At 60.3% G+C, this 26,408-nt stretch carries 23 protein-coding genes; 2 read left to right on the plus strand and 21 right to left on the minus strand.

Going from position 1 to position 26,408, the window contains the following annotated elements:
- Window positions 1–43: 43 nt before the first annotated feature.
- Both GDN47_RS32670 and GDN47_RS10420 read left to right on the plus strand, forming a co-directional pair.
- Window positions 44–1,573, plus strand: a complete 1,530-nt coding sequence (locus GDN47_RS32670; protein ID WP_152093246.1) for an amino acid ABC transporter permease/ATP-binding protein — start codon at window positions 44–46, stop codon at window positions 1,571–1,573.
- A 68-nt stretch (window positions 1,574–1,641) separates the two neighbouring features.
- Window positions 1,642–2,769, plus strand: coding sequence for an NAD(P)/FAD-dependent oxidoreductase (locus GDN47_RS10420; protein ID WP_152093247.1), 1,128 nt, complete (start codon window positions 1,642–1,644; stop codon window positions 2,767–2,769).
- A 125-nt stretch (window positions 2,770–2,894) separates the two neighbouring features.
- On the opposite strand, the gene GDN47_RS10425 is transcribed toward GDN47_RS10420, so the two are convergent.
- The 21 genes from GDN47_RS10425 to GDN47_RS10525 form a co-directional block, all read right to left on the minus strand.
- Complete coding sequence (locus GDN47_RS10425; RefSeq protein WP_152093248.1) at window positions 2,895–4,217, minus strand: NAD(P)/FAD-dependent oxidoreductase; 1,323 nt, start codon at window positions 4,215–4,217, stop codon at window positions 2,895–2,897.
- Between the two features lie 9 nt (window positions 4,218–4,226).
- Complete coding sequence (locus GDN47_RS10430) at window positions 4,227–5,126, minus strand: ABC transporter permease (RefSeq protein ID WP_152093249.1); 900 nt, start codon at window positions 5,124–5,126, stop codon at window positions 4,227–4,229.
- A gap of 10 nt (window positions 5,127–5,136) precedes the next feature.
- Window positions 5,137–6,087 (minus strand): ABC transporter permease, encoded by a 951-nt coding sequence (locus GDN47_RS10435; RefSeq protein WP_069614686.1) that lies wholly within the window; start codon window positions 6,085–6,087, stop codon window positions 5,137–5,139.
- Window positions 6,088–6,165: 78 nt separating this feature from the next.
- Window positions 6,166–7,839 (minus strand): peptide ABC transporter substrate-binding protein, encoded by a 1,674-nt coding sequence (locus GDN47_RS10440; RefSeq protein WP_152093250.1) that lies wholly within the window; start codon window positions 7,837–7,839, stop codon window positions 6,166–6,168.
- Window positions 7,840–7,916: 77 nt separating this feature from the next.
- Window positions 7,917–9,248 (minus strand): NAD(P)/FAD-dependent oxidoreductase, encoded by a 1,332-nt coding sequence (locus GDN47_RS10445; RefSeq protein ID WP_152093251.1) that lies wholly within the window; start codon window positions 9,246–9,248, stop codon window positions 7,917–7,919.
- A 2-nt stretch (window positions 9,249–9,250) separates the two neighbouring features.
- A complete protein-coding gene (locus GDN47_RS10450; RefSeq protein WP_152093440.1) occupies window positions 9,251–9,949 on the minus strand; it encodes an SDR family NAD(P)-dependent oxidoreductase in 699 nt (232 codons plus the stop codon).
- 31 nt (window positions 9,950–9,980) lie between these two features.
- Window positions 9,981–10,463, minus strand: a complete 483-nt coding sequence (locus GDN47_RS10455) for a MarR family winged helix-turn-helix transcriptional regulator (protein ID WP_113350529.1) — start codon at window positions 10,461–10,463, stop codon at window positions 9,981–9,983.
- Window positions 10,464–10,753: 290 nt separating this feature from the next.
- Entirely contained in the window at window positions 10,754–12,400 is a 1,647-nt protein-coding gene (locus tag GDN47_RS10460; RefSeq protein ID WP_152093252.1) for an ABC transporter ATP-binding protein, read from the minus strand.
- A gap of 216 nt (window positions 12,401–12,616) precedes the next feature.
- A complete protein-coding gene (locus GDN47_RS10465; RefSeq protein ID WP_152093253.1) occupies window positions 12,617–13,528 on the minus strand; it encodes an ABC transporter permease in 912 nt (303 codons plus the stop codon).
- Window positions 13,525–14,625 carry an ABC transporter permease gene (locus tag GDN47_RS10470; protein ID WP_152093254.1) on the minus strand — a complete coding sequence of 367 codons (1,101 nt, stop codon included), beginning with the start codon at window positions 14,623–14,625 and terminating at the stop codon, window positions 13,525–13,527. The genes GDN47_RS10465 and GDN47_RS10470 overlap by 4 nt, the downstream gene beginning before the upstream one ends.
- Window positions 14,622–16,145 (minus strand): ABC transporter ATP-binding protein, encoded by a 1,524-nt coding sequence (locus GDN47_RS10475; RefSeq protein WP_152093255.1) that lies wholly within the window; start codon window positions 16,143–16,145, stop codon window positions 14,622–14,624. The genes GDN47_RS10470 and GDN47_RS10475 overlap by 4 nt, the downstream gene beginning before the upstream one ends.
- Before the next feature lie 7 nt (window positions 16,146–16,152).
- Window positions 16,153–17,253 (minus strand): BMP family ABC transporter substrate-binding protein, encoded by a 1,101-nt coding sequence (locus GDN47_RS10480; RefSeq protein WP_152093256.1) that lies wholly within the window; start codon window positions 17,251–17,253, stop codon window positions 16,153–16,155.
- Window positions 17,254–17,274: 21 nt separating this feature from the next.
- Complete coding sequence (locus GDN47_RS10485; protein WP_152093257.1) at window positions 17,275–18,654, minus strand: amidohydrolase; 1,380 nt, start codon at window positions 18,652–18,654, stop codon at window positions 17,275–17,277.
- A 4-nt stretch (window positions 18,655–18,658) separates the two neighbouring features.
- Complete coding sequence (locus tag GDN47_RS10490; RefSeq protein ID WP_152093258.1) at window positions 18,659–19,315, minus strand: glutathione S-transferase family protein; 657 nt, start codon at window positions 19,313–19,315, stop codon at window positions 18,659–18,661.
- Window positions 19,312–20,157 (minus strand): aromatic ring-hydroxylating oxygenase subunit alpha, encoded by an 846-nt coding sequence (locus GDN47_RS10495; RefSeq protein WP_145319998.1) that lies wholly within the window; start codon window positions 20,155–20,157, stop codon window positions 19,312–19,314. The genes GDN47_RS10490 and GDN47_RS10495 overlap by 4 nt, the downstream gene beginning before the upstream one ends.
- Entirely contained in the window at window positions 20,157–20,798 is a 642-nt protein-coding gene (locus GDN47_RS10500) for a Rieske 2Fe-2S domain-containing protein (RefSeq protein ID WP_113389383.1), read from the minus strand. The genes GDN47_RS10495 and GDN47_RS10500 overlap by 1 nt, the downstream gene beginning before the upstream one ends.
- Window positions 20,799–20,936: 138 nt before the next feature.
- Window positions 20,937–21,221, minus strand: coding sequence for an acylphosphatase (locus tag GDN47_RS10505; RefSeq protein WP_113389384.1), 285 nt, complete (start codon window positions 21,219–21,221; stop codon window positions 20,937–20,939).
- A 121-nt stretch (window positions 21,222–21,342) separates the two neighbouring features.
- On the minus strand, window positions 21,343–22,857 hold the full coding sequence (locus tag GDN47_RS10510) for an ABC transporter substrate-binding protein (protein ID WP_152093259.1): 1,515 nt from the start codon (window positions 22,855–22,857) through the stop codon (window positions 21,343–21,345).
- Between the two features lie 19 nt (window positions 22,858–22,876).
- Window positions 22,877–24,580, minus strand: a complete 1,704-nt coding sequence (locus GDN47_RS10515) for a dipeptide ABC transporter ATP-binding protein (protein ID WP_152093260.1) — start codon at window positions 24,578–24,580, stop codon at window positions 22,877–22,879.
- On the minus strand, window positions 24,577–25,428 hold the full coding sequence (locus GDN47_RS10520; protein ID WP_152093261.1) for an ABC transporter permease: 852 nt from the start codon (window positions 25,426–25,428) through the stop codon (window positions 24,577–24,579). The genes GDN47_RS10515 and GDN47_RS10520 overlap by 4 nt, the downstream gene beginning before the upstream one ends.
- Entirely contained in the window at window positions 25,425–26,363 is a 939-nt protein-coding gene (locus GDN47_RS10525) for an ABC transporter permease (RefSeq protein ID WP_113329741.1), read from the minus strand. The genes GDN47_RS10520 and GDN47_RS10525 overlap by 4 nt, the downstream gene beginning before the upstream one ends.
- Window positions 26,364–26,408 lie beyond the last annotated feature (45 nt).

A 26,408-nucleotide genomic window follows, 5' to 3' on the forward strand; every position in this document is an offset into this window, starting at 1 on the left:
GGCAGCAGCATCAACCTGCCTCACGAATTTCATGAGGAATTGAATGGATTGGCTTGAAAATCTCCGTCGCAGCTTCCTCGATTGGGGTGCGATGGCGGAAGTCCTGCCGAGCATGATCACGGTCGGACTGAAGAACACACTGATTTTGGCGGCAGCCTCCACCGTGCTCGGCGTCATCATCGGCATGGTGCTCGCCGTTATGGGCATTTCGCAGTCACGTTGGCTGCGCCTGCCGGCGCGCATCTATACCGATATTTTTCGCGGCCTGCCGGCGATCGTGACGATCCTCATCATTGGCCAGGGCTTTGCCCGCATCGGTCGCGAGATCTTCGGGCCGTCGCCTTTTCCGCTTGGCATCATCGCGCTGAGCCTGATCGCCGGTGCCTATATCGGCGAAATCTTTCGATCCGGCATTCAGAGCGTCGAGCGGGGGCAGATGGAAGCCTGTCGCGCGCTGAGCATGAGTTACGGACAGGGCATGCGGCTGATCGTCATTCCGCAAGGGGTCCGGCGTGTCCTGCCCGCCCTCGTCAACCAGTTCATAGGCAACGTCAAGGATTCGAGCCTCGTCTACTTCCTGGGGCTGCTGGCCTCTGAGCGCGAAATCTTTCGCGTCGGCCAGGATCAGGCTGTTGTGACGGGCAATCTCTCGCCTCTGCTGCTGGCCGGCATCTTTTATCTGGTCATCACCGTGCCGCTGACGCATCTCGTCAACTACATCGACGCGCGTTTGCGCCTTGGACGGCAGGGGCGCGGATCCGGTGGCACGAGCGGCCTTGTCGAGGTCGGCGAGCTGGAGGCCGCTTCGGGTACCGGGGCGCCTTCCGACGCCGCTGCTTCGCGCTTCAAAGGTGGGGCCGTTCAAATCCGCGATCTCAGCATGTCCTATGGCGATCTCGAAGTGCTGAAAGGCATCGATCTCGACATAGCCAGAGGCACGGTGACCTGCATCATCGGGCCGTCGGGATCGGGCAAGTCGACGCTGCTCCGGTGCTTGAACAGGCTCGTTGAGCCGAAGCGCGGCGACATCGAGCTCGATGGCGAAAGCATCCTGTCCATGAAGCCGGAAAGCCTGCGCCGCCGCGTCGGCATGGTGTTTCAGCACTTCAATCTCTTTCCGGATCACACCGCGCTTGAAAACGTCATGCTGTCGCTGACGAAGATCAAGAGGATGCCGAAAGCTGAGGCGCGCCGGATTGCCGAGACCCGCCTGGCGGAAGTGGGGCTTGGTGGCCGCAAGGACCATCGCCCAGCCGGTCTTTCCGGCGGCCAGCAGCAGCGTGTCGCCATTGCCCGGGCGCTCGCCATGGATCCGGAAGTCGTCCTCTTCGACGAGGTCACGAGCGCGCTCGATCCGGAATTGGTGAAGGGGGTGCTCGACCTGATGGCCAATCTCGGGCGCCAGGGCATGACCATGGCAGTTGTTACTCACGAAATGGGATTTGCCCGCAGGGTCGCCGATCAGGTCGTCTTCATGGATGAAGGCCGCATCGTTGAAGCCGGCCCGCCGCAACAGATCTTCGACAATCCGCAAAGCGAACGGCTGAAACGCTTCCTCGCCGAGGTCCTCTGACAAACGGGCCGGCGAGAAATCAGACGGCCATTCCATCGTAACATTCCCTACTGACAAGGTTTTCCAACATGCATGCTCCCATTCGTTCTTCAAAAGTCGTCGTTGTCGGCGGCGGTATCTTCGGGGTTTCCACGGCCGTTCATCTGGCGCGACTAGGCATTCAGACAACGCTGATCAACGACGGCCCACTGGCGAATGGTGCATCGGGCCGCTCGCTTGCCTGGCTCAATTCCGCAAGGCGCCGCTCCGATGCCTATCATCGGCTGCGTCTCGCCGGCATCGACCGCTATCGCACGCTTTCCGCACGATATCCGGACGCGGCATGGCTACGTTTCGACGGCGGCCTGACCTGGGATGCCGACGAAGCCGATAACGACATTGCCGCCGTCTTCGATTACGAGCGTGACCTTGGCTACCATGCCCAATTGCTGACGCCGGGCCAGATTGCGAAAGTGACGCCAGGCGTCGATGCAAGCGCCGTCACGCAGCAGGGCGCAATCTTCAATCCGGGCGAGGGGTGGGTCGATCTGCCGTCCCTGATCGGCGTTCTTGCCGAAGAGTTCCGGGCATTGGGCGGCGAAATCGTCACCGATGCCGGCCGGGCGGCTATCAAGGTGGAGGATGGCCGCGCCCGGGGCGTCACGACTGCCAATGGCGCCCGTTGGGCCGCCGATGCCGTATTGTTGGCGGCTGGCGGCGAGGTGCCGGCGATCGTCGCGGAAGCCGGTCAGCATATTGGCGACGATACGCCGATCGCTCTTCTCGTTCGGACGAAGCCGGTCAAGCATCCTCTGAAGGCCGTGCTGAATACGCCAAGGGTTGCCATCAGGCCCACTCCTGACGGCGCTTTTGCGCTCGATTCAGCCTGGTCGGAAGAAGAGGTTGTCGTAAAGGACGATGGCAGCTATGCAATCAAGCCTTCGACCCTTGAAGGGCTCCTGCAGGAAGCCTCAAAGGTGTTGGAGGGGAATCCGAAGCTCGAAATCGGCGACTACGGCGTTGGTCCCAAACCCATTCCGGGGGATGGCGAGCCGGTTTTCGGCGAATTGCAGGCCATACCGGGCTATTTCGTTGCCTTCAGCCATAGCGGTGCCACTCTCGGCCTGATCGCCGGCGAACTGCTTGCCGACGAGATCGCCACCGGCAAGCGTCATCCGCTTCTAGCCCCTTTCCGGCCGGAACGCTTCGTCAGATAGTTTGATCGGAACAGCAGCAGACAGGTTCAAGAGTGTCCGTGAGCGCACACAAGCGATCTTCACGGTCAAACCTGTCGCGCCTGCCGGCATTTCGGCCTTCTCCTGATCGAGGATGTTGGCGGCGATCAGGCATGCGGCGGCAAAGGAACGTCCGCCAGTTTGGTCTTGATCCAATCCGAAATACGATAATAGCGCAGCGTCAGCTTCGGACCATAATTCATATAGAAGGGAGCCGCTGAAAGCGGCTCCAGCTTCAGCGACAGGTCTTTTTCCGGCACGCCTCTGGCCCATTCCGAGAGGATACCGCCGAGCATGCTTCCTGTTGGCACGCCGCGGCCAGACAGGCCCGTCAGCGCCACGACGCCTGGTGCCAGATCGTAGAGGCGGGGGATGGTGCGGTATTGCATGTCCAGCTCGCCAAACCAGAAATATTCCCAGCGGATCTCCTGTTTGATCTGCGGATGCAGCCATTTCAGCCGGTCGCTCATGACCTGCCGCGTATAGTCCATGTCGCGGCCGCGCCGTCCCATCGGGAACATGGAGGCGACGATCCGGCCTTCGGCATTGTATTTGTAGACATAGATATCGCCACGTCCATCATGGATGGTGGTGTTGCGCGGCAGCACCGACAGCCGCTCGTCGTCGGAAAGCGGCTGGGTAGCGGCGACGAAGACCCTCTGGATCTTGAAGGTCCGATCGAGTTTCGGCCAGCCGCCGACGGTATAGGCGCCCGTCGCGAAGATCACCTTGTCGGCAATGACTTTCCCTTTCAGCGTGCTGACCGCCCAGCCGCCCGCCACGCGCTCGCATCCGGTCACTGGCGAATCGGTGTGAATGACGCCGCCTTCCTGGATGACGGCACGTGCGAGACCACGAGAATAGCCGAGGGGATTAAGATGGCCGGCCTCTTCATGCAGCCAACCGCCGTGAAAGCGCGGGCTGCCGGTGATCGCTGCAACCTCGTCCCTGCCGATGGCCCGCGTTTTCGCGCCGACAGCATTGTAGGTGCGAACCTTCTCCTCGATTGTCTTCATCAAGCCGGGGTAAAGCGCGCCCATGACATAGCCGTTCTGCTGCCATTCGCATTGGATCTGGTACTGCCGGATCATGCTGGAGACACGGTCGTTGGCGCGCGTCTGCCGGGCGATCAATCGCTCGGCCCAGGGCTCGCCCAGCATGGAGCGCAGTTCCGGCAGGCTGTAATGGGTGAAAGTCGGCGTGCAGTGCCCGGCGTTACGGCCAGAGCCGCCGAAGCCGATTTCCTCCTTTTCGAGAAGTACGACGCTTGTGCCGCTCTTCGCAAGCTCAAGAGCGGTGGTCAGGCCCGTATAGCCGCCACCGACAATGCAGACATCGACCTTGATCGTGCCTTCCAGCTCCGTTGTATCGGGTGCGGGGGCAGCGGTGGCATACCACAGGGTTGTTTTGAACGGCGAAAATTTTGTCATCCCGCATCCTCAGTGCAGATCGCTGCGGGCATCGAGCGCATCGCGCAGGCCGTCGCCGATGAAGTTGAAGCTGGTGACGGCGAGCGTGATGGCGACGCCCGGGACGATGGCCAGCCATGGTGCGCTGGCGAGATATTGCTGGGCGCCGTTCAGCATATTGCCCCAACTCGGGAGCGGCGGCTGGATACCGTAGCCGAGGAAGCTGACATAGGCTTCGAGCAGGATGGCGCGGGCGACCGTCAGCGTAGCGGCGACGATGATCGGGCCGATGGCGTTCGGCAGCAGTTCGCGAAACATGATCCATCTGTTGGAGAGGCCGAGCATGCGCGCGGCGAGCACGAAATCGCGTTCGCGCAGCGATCGTACTTCCGCCTCGACGATGCGCGCGGTCTCCATCCAGCTCGTCACCGCGATGATGACGGTGATCATGAAGGGGCTCGGCTTGATGAAGGCGGCCAGCGCCAGCAGCAGGAAGATGCTGGGAAAGGACAGAAAGGCATCGACGAAGCGCATCAGCAATATCCCGATGCGCCCACCGTAATAGCCCGCCACCACGCCGATCACCGTGCCGGTCAGTGTGCTGAGCACCATCGCGAAGAAGCCGACGAGGAGCGAAATCCGGCCTGCCATGAACAGGCGTACAGCAACGTCGCGCCCAAGCGGGTCAGTGCCGAAAATATGGTAGCCGGCCGTAAAGGGCGGTGCGAAACGAGCCCGCAGGTCGATATAGAGCTCGTCATAGGGAAGCAGTGACGGCCCGAGCAGGCAGGCAAGGACTATGAGCGTGATCATGGCCACGCCGAGGAGCGCGAGCCTATGGCGGACGAAACGGCGCAAAGTCCGATTTTGCCACCAGCGCGAATGGGCGAATAATGATTGCGAAAGGGTTGCGGGGGAGGAGGAAGACATGGCGTTTCTCCTAACCAAGCCGGACGCGCGGATCGACGAAGGCGACGAGCAGATCCGCAAGCAGATTGCCGATCAGCACGAAGATTGCCGAGAACATCAGGAGGCCCATGACGACCGGATAGTCGCTGTAGCCAAGGCTATCAAGGAAAAGCCGGCCCATTCCCGGCCAGGTGAAGACGGTCTCCGCCACCAGAGCACCACCGAGAATGGTCGGCAATTGCAGGCCGGCAAGCGTGATCATCGGCAATAGCGCGTTGCCGACGACATGGCGCATCAGGACGCGCCGGGGCGAGAGGCCCTTGGCCCTGGCGGTGCGTACGAAGTCCTGGTTGATGACCTCGAGCGTGGCTGTGCGCATGTAGCGGCTCCAGACCGCGATGTTGACAAGCGCAAGCACGAGGCTCGGCATGATCAGATGGATCGCATAATCACCGAGCGAGCCGTTGCCGACCGTGTACATGTTGCCCGCCGGCAGCCATTTCAGCTTCAGCGAGAAGATATAGATGGCGACGAGACCGAACCAGAAGGTCGGTATCGACAGCGCCACCATGGCGCCGACGGTGGCGCTGTAATCGAAGATCGAATAGCGGCGGGTTGCCCCCTTGATGCCGATCCAGGTGCCGATCGCGATCGAGATCACCATCGATGTGCCCATCAGTAGCAGCGTGGCGAAGAGATGGCCGAAAATGATCGACAGTACCGGCTGGTTGTCGCGGTAAGAGCGGCCCCAGTCGCCCATCAGCAGATGTCTCAACCAGTCGAGATATTGGATCGGCAGCGGCCGGTCGAGGCCCATCTGTGCGGCGATCCTGTCGAGCGCTTCCTTGGTCATGCCTGGCGTCAGAGTATATTGCGACAGCGGACCGCCGGGAGCGAGGGTAAGTACGGCAAAGCCGATCATCGATACGAGGAGCAGCAGCACCAGGCTCTGCCACAGGCGGCTCAGGAGATAGCGCAACATGGCATTCGTCTCCGATGGTTGCGGAATGTGAAGCGATCAGCCCTTCGATGCTTCGGCCGAAGGGCTGGAACGAGCAGCCTATGCCTTGGCCCAATACCAGGTGCCCACATTCCAGCTGTCGATGCGCACATTGATGTTGGGAGTGACGTTTTCGACCCCCACCTTATGGCCGCGTACGGTCGCATACTGGAATAGCGGCAGGAAAGGCAGGTCGTGGCGCATGATCTCCTGGATCTTCTGGTAGACCTTCTTGCGTTCCTCCGGCACGAAGATCTGGCCGCCTTCCGCAAGGAGCTTGTCGACCTCCGGATTGGCATATTGCCAGGAGTTCTGGCCGGCTCCGCCCTTGGCGGTGATCGCCGAGGAACGGAAATAATCGGAGGTGTCGGGATCGGAGCCGGTCTGGAAGTTGATGCCGACGATGACGGAATCGAACTTCGACATTGTCCAATAATCGCCCCACATGACCGCCGGCGGCAGGTTGGAGATGGTAAGCTCCACGCCGATGTCCTTGAAGGTCTGCTGCATGAACTGCTGCACCTGTTCGCGGATATGATTGCCGGCGGTGGTGGAGTTGGTGAAGGAAAGCTTGACGCCGTCCTTCACGCGAATGCCGTCGGGACCGGGCTTCCAGCCGGCGTCGTCAAGGATCTTCTTGGCCTTGTCGGTACTGAATTCCTGCTTCGGCAGGTCCGGATTATAATAGAAGGACTGCTGCGGGATGTAGCTCTCGGTCGGTGTCGGCAGGCCGTAGTAGAGCGCATCGATGATCGTCTGCTTGTCGATCGCGTAGTAGAGCGCCTCGCGCACCGCCGGGTCCTTGAATTGCGGCTTCTCCATGTTGAAGCCGACGGATTCGACGGTTGCGGCCGGAACGACGGCAACGGCCTTCCCATCCAGCCCCTTGGCCTCGTCATAGTGATCCGGGGTGATCCATTGCAGGCCGACGACGTCGATATCGCCGGTCTTGAACTGCGTATACAGAACCGTCAGGTCGGGAACATACTTGTAGACCAGGGTTTCGAGATAAGGGCCGGTGCCGAAATAGTCGGTATTGGCAGCGAGCGTAATGTGATCGCCGGGGACGCGCTCGACCCATTTGAACGGGCCGGTGCCGATGGGTGCATTGTTGAAGGGGGCGGTGTTCTTGTCCTTCTCCGCACCAAGGATATGCTTTGGCACGATGAAGGTCATGGCGAGGATCGAGGGGTAGGGCGCAAACGGCTTTTCCATCCGCCAGGTGATTTCCGTCGGCGAGACGACAGTCAGGTCGCGTACCAGCTCATGGCCAGTCTTGCGCCAGCTGCGGAAGTTCGGATCGACCATAAGTTCGAGGGTGAACTTGACGTCTTCTGCGGTGAACGGTGTGCCGTCATGCCACTTCACGCCATCGCGCAGCTTGATCTTCCAATGAAGACCGTCGGCCGAGATGCCGCCGTTTTCGACCGTCGGAACTTCGGTTGCAAGCGAAGGGGAAAACTTGCCCTCCGGGGTGACGGTAAAGAGCGGATCGAAGACACTGAAATGGATGCCCTCATCGACTTCGATGTGGATCAGATGCGGATTGAAGACGGTCGGCTCCTGCGAGAAGCCGATAACTAGCTGGCCGGTCGGCTTGGCGGGAGGTGCCGCGAAAGCCTCGCCGCGACCGAGGATATTGGGCATGATCAACCCGGAGGCACCGAGTGCCATCATAGTCAATGCCTGGCGGCGGGTTGGTTTCAGGAGGATGGTGTCATTTGCATCGGTCATGATCGTTCCCCTTTTTGTTGGTAGGATTCGGCTGTTTTTCTCTTTCGTCTTTGTATTGTCTGCTTGGTTCGGAGAGGTCAGAAACCACTGATCAGTTCGATCTTCGAACCGTCATGGAAGCGGGAAAAGCGGAAGTTCTTGCGATCCACCACTGGCGGCTTGCCGGTGACGATGTCGGCCATCAATCGTCCGGCCGCAGGCCCGATGCCGAAGCCGTGGCCGGAAAAGCCGGTGGCGATATGAAAGCCCGGAATGCTGTCGATCGCATCGATCACCGGCACGGCATCCGGTGTCACGTCGATATAACCTGCCCAGCGCTGAGCGATCTCGGCCTTCTCGAAAACCGGAAAGGCTTTCTTGAGGTTGGTGAGCGCCGCATTCGAAAGCTTGGTGGAGGGTTTGGGGTCGAGAACGCGGCAATATTCGAAGGGGCTTGCCTCCTCCATCGCCCACCGATTGGGAATGCGCGCTTCGTCGAAGAACCGGCCGGAAACGCGGAAGTTCAGCGAGCGCCACTCCTTTTTCAGCGCCGGCAGGAACTTGCCGGCGTAGCGGAAGGAGCTCGGTACGATGTCCACGATGTTCTCATGGCCCGAAGCGATGGTGTAGCCGCCATCCTGACGCTTGCGCAGGGCAAAGCCGCTCGCCCAGATGGCTTGCTCGGGGCCGCCATCCAGCGGCTTGGTGCGCAAGACGGAATTCATCACCTTCAACTGCGGCAGATCGAGCCCGAACATGCCGGCAAACAGGCTTGACCAGGCGCCGCCGGCAAGCACGACGGCCTTGCAGGCGATGGGGCCACGTTCGGTGATGACGCCGGAGATGCGGCCGCCGGCGGTCTCGATGCCACGCACGGCGCATTCGGTCAGAATGGAAGCTCCCTTGTCGCGGGCGGCCTCGGCAATGGCGGGGGCGGCACGCTGCGGCTCGGCACGGCCGTCGGCGGCGGTAAAGAGCGCACCCTTGAGCTCCATCTGCGTGCCGGGAAAGAGGTTCTTGAATTCGGCGCCGCTGATCATGCGGCTTTCCAGCTGGTAGCCTTCCAGATTGCTGTTCCAGCGCTCATGATCGGCATATTGCTTGTCATCCGCGCAGGTGAAGATGATGCCGGCGCGCTTGTAGCCGGTGTCGCGGCCGGTACGTCTGTCGAGCGTGCTCCAGATGCGCAGGGCCTCCGCCATGAGGGGCACTTCGCGCGGATCACGCCTGGAAATGCGCACCCAACCCCAGTTGCGGCTCGATTGCTCCTGGCCGATGCCGCCCTTCTCGCAAAGCGCGACCCGCAGACCCCGTTCGGCAAGTTCCAGCGTCGTCGAGGTGCCGATGATGCCACCGCCGATGACGACGACGTCGACTTCCTTGGGCAGTTCCGCATCCCCGTGAACGGGCACAACATAGGGGCCGGGCATGGTCAGAAGGACTCCTCTAACTGGCAATTGATGGTAAATTCGGCAACGCTTGCCTCGTTCGGCAGCTCCATCAGCATGGAGATGATGCGGGCGAGGTCGCGCGGATCGGTCATCTCGCTATCGGGCTTGCTCGTAAGTCCGCGCGCCATGTCGGTCGCGACGAAGCCGGGGCAGATGGCGGTGGCGCGGATGCCAAGGTCAAAGCCGGTGTGGCGTATGGCGTGGGCCAGCGCGACCGCCGCGAATTTCGAGACGGCATAAAGACCGGAATTCGCGGACTTCACCCGCTTTCCCGAGAGCGAAGCGACGATGATGACGCGGCCGCGACCGCTTGAAGCAAGGGCGCTCCATGCGGATTTTGCAAGTCTTCGCGGTGCCTTGACGTTCACCTCGAGCAGATCGTCGAGGTCGGCATCATCGGCTTCGATCACCGTCTTCGCGATGCCAATGCCGGCATTGGCGACGATCGCGTCGATGCGCCCGAAGGTGCGAAGCGTCCCTTCCACCCAGCGATCGGATGCGTCCGTATCGATGGCATCATAGGCAAAGGCGCTAACGTGCGCAGGGTCTGCCCAAGTGGGCATTTCAGGACGGCGCATGCCGAGCGAGAGCCGCCATCCCTTGGCGGCAAGTTCCTCGGCGAGTGCGGCGCCGATCCCCCGGCTGGCACCGGATATCATTGCGACCCGCTCGTCACTCATGCCCATGTTTGCTCTCCCACGGTTTGCCGGCTCACGATTGCGCCACGATGCGCCGGTAAGTCCGGCGCAGTATGTCGATCAAGAGCCTGTGTTCTTCGTCGGTGATGTCGGAAAAGAATTCGCGTGATTGCTTGGTGACGATGGCACGCACACGTTTTGCCAGTTCGTGACCTTTTTCCGTGATGTAGAGTTCCTGGGCGCGGCTGTCGTCCGCCGACGTCTCGCGCGTAAGGAGATCATGTGCTTCCATCTGTTCGATCAGCCTGCCGGTCGCCGAGCGGTCTTTCAGGATGATTTGCGCGATGGTGGAAGGCCGGATTCCCGGATTGTCGTCGACCAGGAACAGGGTAGTGATCTTTCCCGTTCCGCGGGCGACGTCCAAACCTTCCAGCTTCTCGTCCAGATCGCGCGAGACGGCGAGATTGATGCTGCGGATGTAAAAGCTCAGCGTATCCTCCAGGACGTCGATATCGATGTCCTTGACGGAAATTGGCAGGGCCTTGGTCGGCGGCATGGCTCGGAACCTTTGAAAGGCAACGAAACGCCGTTCCCGCCACCCCTAATGCGTGGCATGCGTGGCAGGTCCATGATCGTCTGCGGCGGATCGTCGCTGGAAATTTCATGCTCATGAAAGGACGGATAGTGGATAAATGCAACTATTTTTTCGCCCAATCAGATAAAAAATAATCAGTGCGGAAGACTGCCCGTTTCTCAGGCATCAATCGCTGCTGGCGCGTGCACGAATGGTGGTAATTAAGCAGAAGCGGGCCGCATTCGGCGCCGCTATGCCTCGTTGGTGGACGTTTAGCCGACCGCTTCCCAGTCGCCGCCGGGGATGGCAGCCAACAGGTTTTGGGTATAGGCATGAGCCGGCGCACGGAAGATCTGCGAAGGCGGGCCACATTCGACGATCTCGCCCTTGTACATGACGGCGACTTCGTCACAGATCTGGCTGGCGACGCGCAGATCGTGGGTAATGAAGATCATCGCGACCTTGGTATCCTGCTGGATTTCGGCAAGAAGCTTGAGGATTTGCGCCTGGATCGAGACGTCGAGAGCGGAGACTGCCTCGTCAGCCACCAGCAGCACGGGGTCGAACATCAAGGCGCGGGCGATGCCGATGCGCTGGCGCTGGCCACCGGAGAACTCATGGGGAAAGCGGTCAAAGGCACCTTCGTCGAGGCCGACGCGCTTGAGAAGACGCAGCGCCTTCGCCTTGGCCTCATGCATCGACAGGCCGTGCGCCATCGGTCCAACGGTGAGAATGCGGCCGATCGTATGGCGCGGGTTTAGCGAGGCGAATGGGTCTTGAAAGATCATCTGTATATAAAGACGCAATGGCCGGAACTCGTCGTCTGACAACGGAGCGATATCGCGGCCATCGAAGAGAATCCGACCACTGTCCGAGCTCAAAAGCTTCAACAGGACGCGGCCTAGCGAGGATTTTCCGGAGCCGGATTCACCGACCACTCCCAATGTGCATCCCTTGCGGATCGAGAAGCTGACGTCGTTGACCGCCTGCACCGTCCGCGATTTTGACAGGAAGCCGCTTCCCGCTCGATAGGTCTTGTTGAGCTTATCGACTTCCAGCACCACGGGCGCTTCGGCAATGGTTTCGCGACCGGCGGTCGTCATGCGGGGAACGGCCGCGATAAGACGCTGCGTATAGGGATGAACAGGCGCATTCAGCACCTGCGCCGCCGGTCCCTGTTCGACAAGATGCCCCTTCTCCATGACGATCACCCTGTCGGCAATCTCGGCGACCACCCCGAAATCATGGGTGATGAACATGACGCTCATCTTCTTGCGCGCCTGTATCTTGCGGATCAATTCGAGGATTTGGGCCTGCGTCGTCACGTCCAATGCAGTGGTCGGTTCGTCGGCGATCAGCACATCCGGATCGAGCGCCAGCGCCATGGCGATCATCACGCGCTGACGCTGCCCGCCGGACAGCCGGAAGGGATATTGATGCTGGAGAAGATCCGGATCTGGCAGGCCGACTTCGCCGAGGAGTTCCTTCACCTTCTGTCGCCGGCTTTCCGGCGTGCCGATCTTATGAGCATCGAGAACCTCGATGATCTGGTCGCCGATCGTCATCAGTGGATTGAGTGCCGAGAGCGGGTCCTGGAAAATGATCGAAACGGCTCGTCCCCTCAGGCTTTGAAGGGTGGCAGCGTCGGCGCTTACGAGGTCCACGCCCTTGAAGCGGATCGTACCCGCCGTTACTCTTATGATGGATGGCAACAGGCCCATGATCGCATTCGCGGTCACCGATTTCCCCGAACCGGATTCACCGATGATGCAAAGGATCTCGCCTTGCATCAGGTCGAAGGTGATATCCTGCACGGCATGCACGCGTTCCATGTTCTTCGGGAGGCTGACCGTCAGACCGCGCACGGAAAGTACCGGCTCGTTCGGCAGGACTCTATCTTGAGTATCGGATGGGATCATGGAAGGCCTCCTTGCTCTGAACCAGCGAACACGCCCTCTCAGGGAGTGCTGACGAAATGCCAGAAGCAAGAAGAATGCCGGTATTGCTGCCCTCAAGGCAAGCGAAGGAAATTAATCGGCAGATTTTTGCCGTCCACCCGCGCTTCAGGCGATCAGTCGCAGCAACCTGTGGATATGGAAATCTCCGCCTATGCACATTTGCTATCGTTCAAACTGCTATCGTTCAAACGGTTCGCCGAGTGAGGCGACACCATTCAGCTTCAGGAGCCGGCGATCGACGGAGATGATGCCAAGGACGATGATCGTCACGAGATAGGGCAGGCATGCGAGCAATTGCGAGGAAATTGCGAGCCCGCTCGCCTGCGCCGCAAGACCCATCAGCGACACCGCACCGAACAGGCAGGCGCCCAGGAAAATCCTGGATGTCAGCCAGGTTCCAAAGACAACGAGGGCAATGGCAATCCAGCCCCGCCCGGCGATCATGCCGTCCGCCCAGAGCGGCGTATAGATCGTTGAGGCGTAAGCGCCGGCAAAGCCTGCCATCATGCCGCCAAACGTAACTGCCGCGAAGCGGATCGAGACAATGGGATAGCCGATAGCATGCGCAGCTTTCGGATTTTCACCGACGGCGCGAAGGATAAGACCGACCTTGCTATAGGCAAACATCGCCCATATGCCGACCGTCACGACAAGCGAGATCCAGACGACGATATCCTGGCTGAAGAGGCCCCCGACGACTGGAATTTGTGAAAGCCCGGGAATTGCGATCTTTGGCAAGGTGGTGACGGTCAGGCTCTCATAACTCTTGCCGAATAGTGCCGAGAGGCCCTGGCCGAGAATGCCGAGGGCAAGACCGGCAGCAACCTGGTTTGCGTTGAAGCCCAGTGTGATAGCGGCAAAAATCATGGAGAGGAGTGCACTTCCGAGACCGGCCGCAAGGAAGGCAAGAAGATGACCGCCGCCATGATAAACGACAATGAACGCGATGACGGCGCCAACGGCCATCAAGCCCTCTACGCCGAGGTTCAATACGCCCGCGCGCTCAGCAACAAGCTCGCCCAGGGCTGCCAGCAGAAACGGAGTTGCGGCTGCCAGCATGCCGGCTAGAATGAACTCGACGGCGCTCATGATGCGCTCCGGATGGGCACGGGGCGCCAGACGATGCGATAGCGCACGAAAGCCACCGCGATGAGATAGATGAGGAGCAGACTGCCCTGGAACACGCGGACGGCTGCAATGGGCAGATTGGCGGAGACCATGGCGTTATCGCCACCGATATAGAGCGCTGCCATGATGATCGCGGAGATGACGATGCCGATTGGATTGAGGCCGCCAAGATAGGCAACGATGATTGCCGCGTATCCATATCCGGTCGAGATCGAACGCTGCAGCTGGCCAAGCGGTCCGGCAACTTCAGCGGCGCCCGCAAGTCCGGCGGCCGCTCCGCCAATGATCAGCGAAAGCCAGATTGCCCAGCTCTCCTTGAAACCGGCATAGCTCGCCGCCCGGGGAGCCAGTCCGCCGACCTGCAATTTATACCCGGCGAAGCTCTTCTGCATGAAGATCCACGCCGCGATCGACAGGCCGACGGCAAGGATAAGCGAGACATTGACGCGGGTTCCCTCGAACAGGATCGGCACCATTGCGTCGTACTGGAACATGACCGATTGCGGGAAATTGAAGCCGCCGGGATCTTTCCATGGGCCGAGAAGAAGATAGTTGAGCAATTGCGCGGCAACGAAGCTCAGCATCAATGAGACGAGGATTTCATTGGCATTGAGCCTGACGCGCCAGAAGGCGGTGAGAGACGCCCATAGAGCACCGCCGAGAGTGCCGAGCAGCAGCATTGCCGGCCATATCCATTGGCCCGTTGCCTGCGGCATCCAGATGGGTATGGCGGAGGCGAAGATTGCGCCAAGAATGAATTGGCCCTCAGCGCCGATATTGAAGACCTTCGCGCGAAAGCCGATTGCGAGACCCTGTGCAATCAGAAGCAGGGGGCCAGTCTTGAGCAATACTTCCGAGAATGAGGCCCAGGAGACGAATGGTTCGATCAGCATGGCATAGATCACCGCCATCGGATCACGGCCCATCGCGACATAGAGGCCGAGATTGAGTGCGATGGTGACGATGAGGGCGATCGGCGGCGCGAGCAGCTTTGCGGCGAACGAGGCTCGATCGCGGCGGACAAAGCTGGGAAGGATTGCAGAAAAGGAACGGCTCATGCGAATGCCTTTTCGCCTTGGGGCTGTGCGCCGATCATGTATCGACCGATATCTTCAGCTTTTGTATCGCGGGTCACGAGTGGCAGGCTCAGCGTGCCGTGGTAAAGGACCTGAATGACGTCGCTAAGCTCGAACAATTCCTCGAGCTCTTCCGATATGACGAGAATTGCCATGCCTTGATTGCGCAGCTCGATCAGTCGCTTGCGAATGGCGGAAGCCGCGCCGACATCGACGCCCCAGGTTGGTTGCGCAAGAAACAGCAGTTTCGGGGCGAGCATGATTTCGCGCCCGACGATGAACTTCTGCAGGTTCCCCCCGGAAAGCGACCCGGCTTCAGCCTCCGGACCGCGCGTGCGCACGTCATAATCCCGGATGCACTCGTTTGCGAAATCCGTTGCCTTCGCTTTGTCGATGAGACCATGCTTGACGAGCTTCAAGGGATGGGCCGTCAGTAAGCTGTTGAGCGTTAAGGACATTTCGGGAACGGCGCCATGCCCGAGCCGATCCTCCGGAACAAAGGCAAAGCCAAGCTTCCGGCGGCTGGCGGCGTCGAGGCTGCCGACATCCTGTCCCATCATGAAGATCTGATCGCGTTTGTCTCGGGGCAGGGGCATTTCCCCTGAAATCAGGGCGGCAAGCTCCTTTTGCCCATTCCCGGAAATGCCGGCGATGCCCAGAATCTCGCCGCTGCGCACCGTCAGGCTGATCATGGAGAGCGGCATGCCAAAGGGATCGTCCGGCCGGTAGTCGAGGCCGATGATTTCCAGGCGCTTTTCACCCTCGGCCAAAGTCAAGGCCGGTATCGCTTCCGGCATATCGCGGCCGATCATCATGCGGGCGAGATCATGGGCGTCGTGTTCGCGCGGATCCACATGCCCGGTCACGTGTCCGCCGCGCAGGATCGTAGCCCGGTCGCACAGGGATTGGATTTCTTCCAGCTTATGCGAGATGAAGAGGATCGACACGCCGCGATCGCGCAGCCGGCGCAGCGTGTCGAACAGCTTCTCGACGGCTTGCGGCGGCAGGACCGATGTCGGCTCGTCGAGGATCAGCAGCTTCGGATCGGTCATCAGGCACCGGATGATTTCCACTCGCTGCCGCTCGCCGACCGACAGTTCATGCACATGCGCCAACGGATCGACTTCGAGACCGAATTCGTCGCCCAATGTGCGGATGCGTTGCGCAAGTTCCGCCCTGCTGCCGGAGACGATCAGGCGAATATTCTCGACGACCGTCAGGCTCTCGAACAGCGAGAAATGCTGAAAGACCATCCCGATGCCGGTACGCCTCGCCTCCGCAGGGGAGGCAAGGCTCAAGGGCTTTCCATGCCAGGCAATGGTGCCTTCGTCCGGTTGTTCGACGCCGTAGATCAGCTTCATCAGCGTCGATTTGCCGGCGCCGTTTTCTCCGAGGATGGCATGGATCGAGCCCGGGGCTACGTCCAGATCGATATGCTTGTTGGCATGGACCTGGCCGTAGCTTTTGGAGATGCCGCGCAGCGACAGCAGCGGAATGGTCATGAGCGACTTACTTCGGCAAAGGCGTCTTCACACCTTTGACATGCCAGTCCATCGCGACGATCTGGGCATCCGTCAGTGTCGCGCCCGAAGCCGCTCCTTCGCTGCCATCGGCCTTGGTGATCGGGCCGGTGAACGGCGAAAAGCCGCCGCTTGCGATCTTACCTTCGATTTCCTTGATCTTGGCCATGGTGTCGGCCGGGATTGCCGGGCTCCAGTCGACGACTTCGACGACCTTGTCCGCGACGCCGAGGAAAGCGTTGGCACCCTTGAAGGTGCCGGCGAGATGGGCATCGACCGATGCCTTGAAGAAGGGCGACCAGTCCGTCGACACGCAGCCGAGATAGGTTTTCGGCGCATATTTCTTCATCGAGGAGTTCAGGTTGAAGGCATAGACGCCGGCTTCCTCGCAGGCTGAGATGACCGAGGGCGTATCCTGGGCGTTCGAGAAGATCACGTCGCAGCCCTGCGAGATCAAGGCCTTGGCGGCCTCCTGTTCCTTGGCCGGATCGAACCAGGAATTGACCCAGACGACCGATACCTCGATGTCAGGCTTCACGGCCTGCGCGCCGAGCGTGAAGGCGTTGATGGATGTGATCAGTTCGGGAATGGCGAATGCGGAAACCGAACCGAGCTTGCCGGTCTTGGAAACGGCGGCCGCTGCCATGCCGAGCAGGTAGGTTCCTTGGAAATACTTGGCGGCGAAGGGCGAGAAATTCGGCGCGACCTGGAAGCCGGAGGCATGCAGGACGGTCACCTTCGGGTTGCGGCGGGCAATCTGAAGCGCGCCGTTCTGATAGCCGAAGGAGCCGGCGATCAGGAAGTGGTTTCCGTCGGCGACCGTCTTGTTCATGATACGGTCGGCATCCGGGCCTTCGGCGATGTTCTCGATCACGGTTACCTTGACCTTGTCGCCATAGGCGGCCTTGATCGGATCAAGCCCTGCGGCCAGCGCATGACCCCAGCCGACATCGCCGATCGGCGAGGGCACGACGAGCGTAATGCCGAGCGGTTCGGCGGCGGCAAAGGCGGAGCGACCGGTAAAGGCCGTTGCGAGGCCTGCGACGGCCGCGCTCTTCATCAATGTTCTGCGGGTCAGATTCTTCTGCATCCCAGTTCCCCTTTTTGGCTTTCAGAATTCTACTGTTGCAAGAGCAGCTTCGGCCGCCGCAAACAGCGCGGCCTCATCCAGTCCGGTGAATTCACCGCCTTGCCAGACGATGCGTCCGTTGATCATGGTCAGATCGGTGGGCATGCCGATCCCGACCTTGGCAATCAGGCTCAGCGGATCGTGTCGTGTGCCGACATAGTCCATTCGCCGCGTATCGATGGCGAAGAGATCGGCGGCCATACCCGGGGCAAGTCGCCCGATATCTGTGCGTCCGAGCAGGCTTGCGCCTCCGCTTGTCGCATATCGCAGGAAGTCAAGCGGGGCAGGAACGGCGTGCGCGCGCGTCGAGGCTGTCAGGCATTGCAGCATGTAGGCGGAATGGATGCAGTGCATGAGGTTGGAGTTGTCATTCGATGCCGCTCCATCGCAGCCGAGGCCGATGCGCAGGCCGAAAGCCTGCATCGCCGGAATATCGGTCACTTCGGCGCCGACTAGGTAAACCGGCTCGGGGCAATGGGAAACGCCGGTGCCGCTTGCCGCCATCTTGCGCAACTCGTCATGCGTCAGTTCCCAGCAATGGGCATAGAAGGTGTCGGGACCGGCAAAGCCCAATTCCGCGCAGTAGTCGACCGTGCGCATGCCATGCCGCGCCTCGATGACAGGGCTTTCGCCTTCGCCGACATGGGTATGCAGCTGAACGCGGCGATCACGCGCCAGCGCGACCGACTCGACGAAGGTTTCGCGATAGCAATTGACCGGCTGGCAGGGTGCGACCACTACCTGGCGCATGCTGAAGGGGCTGGCATCGTGATAGCTATCGATCAGCCGCGCGCAGTCGGCGATGAATTCGTCGGTGGTTTCGAGCATGGCATCCGGGATCGTCGACCCCTCGGACTTCGGCAGGGTGTTGCCGCCACGGCCTGCGTGAAAGCGCATACCGAGCAATTCTGCCGCCTCGAACTGGCGATCGATCAGGCGCTTTCCGGCATGGCGGGGAAAGCAATATTGATGGTCGAAGGCGGTCGTGCATCCGTGCTTGATCATCTCGGCCATGGCGGTGACCGAAGAATGATAGAAGCAGTCTTCCGTCAGCCGAGAGAAGATCGGATAGATCCGGTCGAGCCATTCGATGACCGAAAGCTTCGTCCAGTCGAGGTCGGCCCGGTTGCGCACGAAGCACTGAAAGAAGTGGTGATGGGTGTTGACGAGCCCCGGATAGACGAACCAGCCGGATGCGTCCTGGACGATGGTGCCTTCGGGCAAGGCGTTCTGCGACAGGTTCTCCCTGATCGCCTGAATGGCCGGCCCCTTGGTGAGCAGGTCGACGTTCCGGCGCACGCTCGGCCCATTGCCCTCATCGACGATAACTGCAGCGCAATTCTTCAGGAGATAACCGGTCATTCCATCATGCCTCTGCTGCCGGATGCGGATCGGGTTTCAACTCATGCAGGCGATGAATGCCGGGCATTTCGATGAAACCGGGTAGGCTGCGGATGGCGCGCATCCAGAGGCGGATCAAGGGATAGGGATCAAGCGGGATGCCGCCGTCAGGCGCAAGCGCGACATAGGGAAAGCAGGCGATATCGGCGATCGTCGGCTCACTTGCCGCAAGAAACCGCATGCCGCGCTCGCGTTGTTCGAAGAGGCCCGCTTCGAGCTCGCGCAGGGCAGCAATCCCTTGAGCCTGTAGAAGTTTGATATTGCCCGGGCGCAGAAGCATTTCGTGGAGCCGCGCGCCGCCAAGATTGGCGGTCAGACGATGCGAGAAGGAAAGCCATTGCTGCACGCGTGCCGCCTCCTGCGGCGAACTCTGCCCCAGCCATTCCGGTGCGCCGCTGGCAGCGAGATAGGCAAGCATTGCCGAGGATTCGGTGAGCACAAGATCGCCATCCTCGAGGATCGGGATGGAACCCGCCGGATTGAGCGCCAGAAGCTCCGGCCCGCGATGCTCCGCGCCGGGATGGAAGTCGACCGGCCGGATTTCGAGCTTGATGCCGAGGATCGCGGCCATCAGCCGGATCTTGTAGCAACTCGGCGATAGAACATAATCGTAGAGTTTCATTGTGCGACCAACTGTGCGCCGTAGGTATAGTTGTGGCGCTTGAGCCATCGCCGGTAGGCGACCGAGGTGAGATCTGCCCTTGTTGGAATTTCCATGCCGGGATCGAGCGGAAGAAGCGCGGGTATCTGGTTTTCGAGGATCGAACGATCCTGCAGGAAGATCGTCTGTTGAAAGTGGATGAGGTCCGTCATGGGCGTTTCATCATCGAAGAGCGCCATCCAGGGCCATACGTCGCAAAGGTCTTCGGCAAGAGGCTGGACGAATAAGGTGATGACGTCCCATTCGCTGGGGCGCGGAGGGCATGTCTTGTAGAGGACCGAACAGGTCGGGGCCGGCACGCGGTACATATATTCGGTCGTAATGCCGCCGGTCGCAGATTTTGCAGCCTGCGGCTGGTAGAACTTCACCTGCGTTGCCCAGACTTCATCCACACCCTCACGGATCTCGACCTTGTAATTTTCGACCTCCGTATGTGGTTCCGCACCGAGGATGTCAGTATGGACGAAGGGAAAATGCGCGATGTCGAGAAAGTTCTCCACGGCGCGAAGCGGCGAACAGCGCACGCGGACCACGCCGACATCGACGAAGCGCCGACCCGGCTGATCGGCCTCAGGAATGGCAAAAAGTTCTTTCTCCGGGTTGCCGAGGGAGGACCAGACATGGCCATACCGGACACGGATCGGGAGGGCTCTTCCCTCGGCGGTCGTCACACGCGCATTGCCATCCTGATCGCGCGCGACCTCGATCGCCTCGCCCATCAGCCAGGTCTTGCTTCCCTTCTCGCTGAGCTGGCTGAAAAGGCCGACCGGATACCATTCATCGATCATCGCGCCGCCATTCATCATGCGTTCTCCCTTTGGCGCTCTTCCGCGGCACGGCGGATGGATTCGACAATGCGGGACGCCGCAATGCGGTCTGCCGGGCTCCGATCCCTATCGATCAAGAGAAGAAGGAGCGTATGTTTTCCCTGGGGTGCCAGCAGCAGCCCGATCCAAGGAAATTGAGGTAGGCGAACCAGCCTCCTTGTATCATTCTTTGCCCCTGCCGCAGCTTCGATCTCCGCGACACCCGTTTCAACGATCAGGGAGCGCAGCGGGATGAATTCGTCGAGGTGAGGAGGCGGTGTTGCCGGTTGTCCGGCTGCCACCCATAGAACACCATCTGCTTCTTCCACCTGCTGGACGGCGACACGGATGGTTTCCGGCGGAACAAGATCGGGATGGGCCGGAATGCGAATGCATCCGCCTGACGGCGAATAGCTCCACCCGTGATAGATGCAGGAGAGTGCCTCGCCGCGGACGAAGCCATGTGACAAGCTCATTCCGCGATGTGGACAGCGATCGGATGATGCGGTTGCGCGACCCGACTGACTGCGCCAAAGGGCAATCGGGCCAACCGATGTCCAGGCCGGCATGACGGTTCCTGGTGGCAGATCGGAGGAAAGGGCGACTGGCGCCCAGGATCCGGCCCCATCAAATGGCATGGTCTCAACTCTCTAATTTCACCAATGGCTTAGCGCCGCTGGTCATAGGCAGGCACTGATGCCTGCATCCCCTTAGCGTTCAAAGATTTTGCATAAATAATTCGCATTGGCAACAATGATTAAATAAAAGGCAATAGATCAGAAATTCCTAAGATGCGATGTTTCCGGCCCATTCATGACCCTGCGTTGAATCTCCTCAACCCAGACGTCGATCGGACCGAGTGAGCAGCCCATTTCCAGCATGTCGATCAGTTCCACAGGTCCGGTGACCTCAAGTTCGATCCGGGCCGCATCGGAATGGAAGAATGTCTGCGCAAGTCCGAGCTTGTTGGCGTGACGCCGGATCCACGGGACGAATGAGGCTGCGTTAAGGTCGCCCAGTATCGTCATGCGCTCCCGAAATTCACCTTGCGGCACGTGCATTCGCCAATGATCCCTGCCTTGCATCAAGATGACAGAATAACCGCTTCATGGGTTTGCGAAAGGGGGCATCTCCCAAAACAATGCTCCGCCGTCCCTGTGGGCAGCGGAGCTTGAGGCTGTGTCAATTCTTGACGGTGTCTTCCAGGAAGAATCGGCCAAGCGGGTTTTGATGGAAATTATCGATATTCTTGCGCGCGACGTTGATATACGGGCTGTAATATAGGTCGATCCAGTTGACGTCGTCCTTCGCCATCTTCTGCAGATCAATATACATCTGCTCGCGCTTCTTCGGATCCAGCTCCAGCCGCGCCTTGGCGACGAGGTCCTTTACCGCATCATTCTTGTAGTTGGTCATATAGTTGTTGTTGGAATCGTGGCCGAGAACGAAGGTCGTCTTCTGGTCCGGATCGAGAATATCGTTGGTCCAGTAGTTGACGGAAATGTCGTAGTCGCCAGCGATGGTCATGTCCCATTCCTGGCTGGGGTCCACCTTTTGCAGGTCGGCAGTAATGCCGGCCTTGGCGAGTTGCTGCTGGACCAGCACGGCCGTCTGTTCATCCACTTCATCGCCGGCGCGAATGAGGTATTTTAACGTGAGATTGGAGACGCCGGCCGCCAAAAGCATCTGCTTGGCCTTTTCCGGATCGTAGGGGCGTTGCGGATTATCCGCATAGTAATACAAGGCGCCCTTGGGAATGTAGGAATTGGCGACGGTGCCCTGATGGAAGGTAACGGCGTCGACGATCGCCTTCTTGTCGATCGCCATGTCGAGAGCCTGGCGGACTTCCTTCTTGCCGAGATCGCCATGGGCGTGGTTGATCAGCAGGTGATCCTCACGCGTGGAAGGATCGATCAGCACGTTGAGGTTTGGGTCCTTTTTCAGCTCGTCGACACGCGAGAACGGAACGAAAATGGCGGTATCGAGCTGGCCGGCCTGGACGTTCAGCATGCGGGTGTTGTCGTCCGGTACGGAGATCCATTCGACGCCGTCGAGTTTCACGCGGTCGGCTTGCCAGAAATTCGGGTTCTTCTTCAGGATGATGCGATCGCCGCGGCGCCATTCCTCGACGGAGAAGGCGCCGGAGGCGATTGGCTTTTCCGCATAGGCATCCGGCCCCATCGATTCCATCCCGGCCTTCGAGATGACCGATGCGTTCGGCAACGCCAGCGTTGAAAGGAAAGGCGCCGATGCATGTTTGAGCTTGATCGTCAGCGTGTGCGGATCAGTCGCGACGGCGGTATCGATCACCTTGTATGAGTCGCTCCAGAGCGATGCCTTGTCGTCGCGGATGCGCAGCAGGCTGAAGGCTGCATCGTCAGCCGTCAGCGGCGAGCCATCGGAAAACTTCGCATCGCGAATCTTGAAGACATAGGTGAGACCGTCATCCGAGGTCGTCCAGCTTTCCGCGAGACCCGGCTCCAGCTTCGTGCCCGTCTTGTCGACGCGCACCAGCACGTCGTAGACGTTGGAGAACACCCAGTTGTCGATATTCTGCGCTGTTTTGATCGGATCGAACGTCGTCGAATCCTCACGGCGGCCGATGGTCAGCACGCCGGCGGCTTCGGCATAGCTTGCGCTCAGCGTCAACCCGGCGAGAATGGCGGCAAGCCCGATTGTCTTCCACTTATTGGTCATGAATTCGTTCCCTTCGTTGTTATCGCATGCGTTTGGCTGATTGGGTCTGCCCGGCGGGTGCCGTATTGCGTTCGCCGTACAAAGGCTTGTCCGGATCGATATCGGGAATCGCTGCGATGAGCGCTGCGGTATAGGCATGTTTCGGGCGAGAGAAGATCTCCTGCGAGCGGCCTTCCTCGACGATCTCGCCGCGATACATCACGACCGTCCGCTCACAGAGATCGCGCACGATCGCGAGGTCGTGCGCGATGAAGATCAAGGTCAGGCTCATCCGGCGCGTCAATTCGCGGAAGAGATCGATGATCTGCGCTTGGATAGTGACATCAAGGGCAGCCACGCATTCGTCGGCGATGATGAGCTTCGGGTCGACAGCAAGCGCCCTTGCAATGCCGGCGCGCTGGCATTGGCCGCCACTCATGCTGCGCGGCTTGCGATCGGCGAATTCCCGTTCCAGGCCGACGAGATCGAGCAATTCGCCGATGCGCGCGGGGATGTCGGCCTTTGCGACCTTGCCGTGGACTTTCAGCACTTCGGCAAGCGTCTGGCCGATCGTCAGGCGCAGGTTGAGCGCGTTGAACGGGTCCTGGAAGACCATCGCGGTTTCGCGCCGGAGCCTTGCGAGGCCGAGCCTTTTCTGCTGGGTCAGATCGATGCCGTCGAAAGTGACATGGCCGGAGGAAATCGGGGTGAGGCCGAGAACGGCGCGCGCAAGCGTGCTCTTGCCGCTGCCGGATTCTCCCACAATGCCGATGGTTTCGCCCGGCATGATCTGCAGGCTGACGCCGGAAACGGCGCTGACCGTCTTTGCGCCGCTGCCCCTATAGAAGCCGCCGCCGACCCTGAAGTCTACACGCAGGTCATCGATTTCAAGCAGCGGCTTGGCTGACGTTTTCGGCCGGGTTGGTTCCGGCTGCGTCATTGCCGCTTCGTCGGGCAGGGAAGGGTGGCTGTTGATCAGATCGATCGTATAGGGGTTTTCAGGCCGGCTGAGGATCGTCCTTTTGGGACCCTGTTCGAGCAGCCGGCCGTTGCGCATGACGGCGATCCTGTCGCAGGTCTGGGCGACGATGCCGAGATCATGGGTGATGAGGATGATCGAAAGCCCGCGCTTGTCGCGAATGTCGATCAGAAGCCGCAGGATCTGCGCCTGAATGGTGACGTCGAGCGCCGTCGTCGGCTCATCGGCAATCAGGATCTTTGGATTGCAGGAGAGTGCGACGCCGATCATGGCGCGCTGCCGCATCCCGCCGGAAAACTCGTGCGGATAGCTGTCATACTGTCTTTTGGGATCGGGAAAGCCGACCTGCTCAAGGATTTCGGTCGCGGCTGTGCGCGCCTTGCGCGTTGTGAGCCCTTGATGGTAGCGGATGCCTTCGGCGATCTGGTCGCCGATGCGCATGACGGGATCGAGATGGCTCGTCGGATTTTGGAAGATCATCCCGATCTCGCCGCCACGCACCTCAAGCATCTCGGCATCGCTGATTTCCGTCAGTTCCCGCCCTTCGAGGCGAATGGAGCCGCTTTCGATTTTCAGAAGCGACGAGGGCAGCAGACGCACCAGCGAACGGCACAGGAGGCTCTTGCCGGAGCCGCTTTCGCCGACGAGGCCGAGAATCTCGCCCTTGCCGAGATCAAGCGAAATGCCGTCGATCAGCGTGCGGGTGCCGCCATCAAGGCTGGCCTTCACCACCAGATCGCGGACGGAGAGGACGGGCGCGCTCATTCATGCACCCCGAGCAGTTCGCCGAGTGCATCGCCCAGCATGCTGAAGCCGAAGGCGAGGCAGACGATGGAAAGGCCGGGAAACAGCGTGATCCACCAGGCCGTGGTGATGAAGCTCTGGCCTTCCGCCACCATGACGCCCCATTCGGCAAGCGGTGGCTGAACGCCGAGGCCGAGATAGCTGACGGCCGCGCCGCTCAGGAGCACGAGCACGGCGTCCGACATGGAAAAGACGATGGAGCCGGCAATGGCGTTCGGCAGCAGATGGCGGAACATGATCCGAGGACGGCTGAAGCCGAGACTGACGGCGGCAACGGCATAGTCGCTGCTCTTCAGCACCAGCATCTGCGCACGGATGAGGCGAGCATAGGAGACCCAGCCGACAAGGGCCATGGCGATATAGAAGCTGCTCAATCCCGGTCCGAGAATGGCGATGATCGACAGCATCAGCACCAGGAAGGGGAAGGCGAGAATGATATCGACGATGCGCATGAAGAGCGCATCGACTATGCCACCGAAGAAGCCGGCGATGGTGCCGATCGTAGTGCCGATCAGAATGGGGAAGAGTACGCCGATGACGGCGATCTGCAGGTCGATGCGCGTACCCCAGATGACGCGGGAAAGAATGTCTCGTCCGAAATTGTCCGTGCCGAACGGATGCAGGAACGACGGCGCTTGCAGGCGCATGTCGGCATTCTGGAAGATCGGATCATAGGGCGCGACGAGTGGTGCCGAAATCGCCAGAAGAAGGAAAAACAGAAGGATGCCGCCACCGAGCGTCAGCGTCAGGTGCTTCCCCAAAAACCTGTTCCAGCCGAGGGAAGCCGTTGCTGTTGTGTCGATGCTCATAGCTTCACCCGAGGATCGACGGCGACCGTGACGATATCGGCGAGGAAATTGACCAGCACCGTGGCGCAGGCAAACACCATCGCAACACCCTGAACGACCATGTAGTCGCGCGAGAAGATGGCGCGCACCAGCAGTTGCCCCATGCCGGGCAGGGCAAAGACGCTTTCGACGACGACCGTGCCGCCGATCAGCCAGCCGATGTTGACGGCGAGCAGGTTGATAGTCGGCACCAGCGAGTTCGGCACGACATGCCGCCAGAAGACGATGCCCTCCGGCATGCCGCGAGCGCGGGCCGCAGTCGCCACATCCGATTTAAGAGATTCGATCATCGCCGCCCGCAAGCTGCGCGTCAGCACGGTCGAAAGCGACAGCGCGACCGTCAGGGCCGGCAGGATGAGATGGGCGATCTTCTCGCCGATCGTCGAGCCGTAGCCCGAGACCGGCAGCATCCCGAGTTGAACGCTGAACAGGATGATCAGCATCAGCCCCAGCCAGAAGGGCGGGAAACCGATGCCGAAGGTCGAGACCACGCGCACGATGTGATCCGGTGCGCGCCCGACATTGCGTGCGGCAATCGCCGACATAGGCACGGCAATCAGGATCGACAGGATGACGCTCGAGACGACCAGCGAGACGGTCGGTTCGATCCGCGTCGAAATCAGCGGCAGCACGTCGATCTTGTAGAGGATCGATTTGCCCATCTCGCCATTGCCGAGATTTCTGATGAAATAGAAATATTGCAGCCACATCGGCTGATCGAGGCCGTATTGCGCGCGAATGCTGGCAAGCGCTGTCGGGGTGGCGCGTGTGCCGAGGATATTGCGCGCGGGATCGCCGGGAATGAGGCGGACCAGAACGAATGTGATGACGCTGATGCCGAAGAGGACAGGCAGGAACTGCAGCGGTCGCGTCAGTACGAATCTATAGCGATGCATGGCGGCGATCGCCCCCTTGTCGTCGGTGGGATTGGATCACCTTAG

It is taken from the genome of Martinezella dioscoreae (genome assembly GCF_009176305.1).
Taxonomy (GTDB): domain Bacteria; phylum Pseudomonadota; class Alphaproteobacteria; order Rhizobiales; family Rhizobiaceae; genus Rhizobium; species Rhizobium dioscoreae.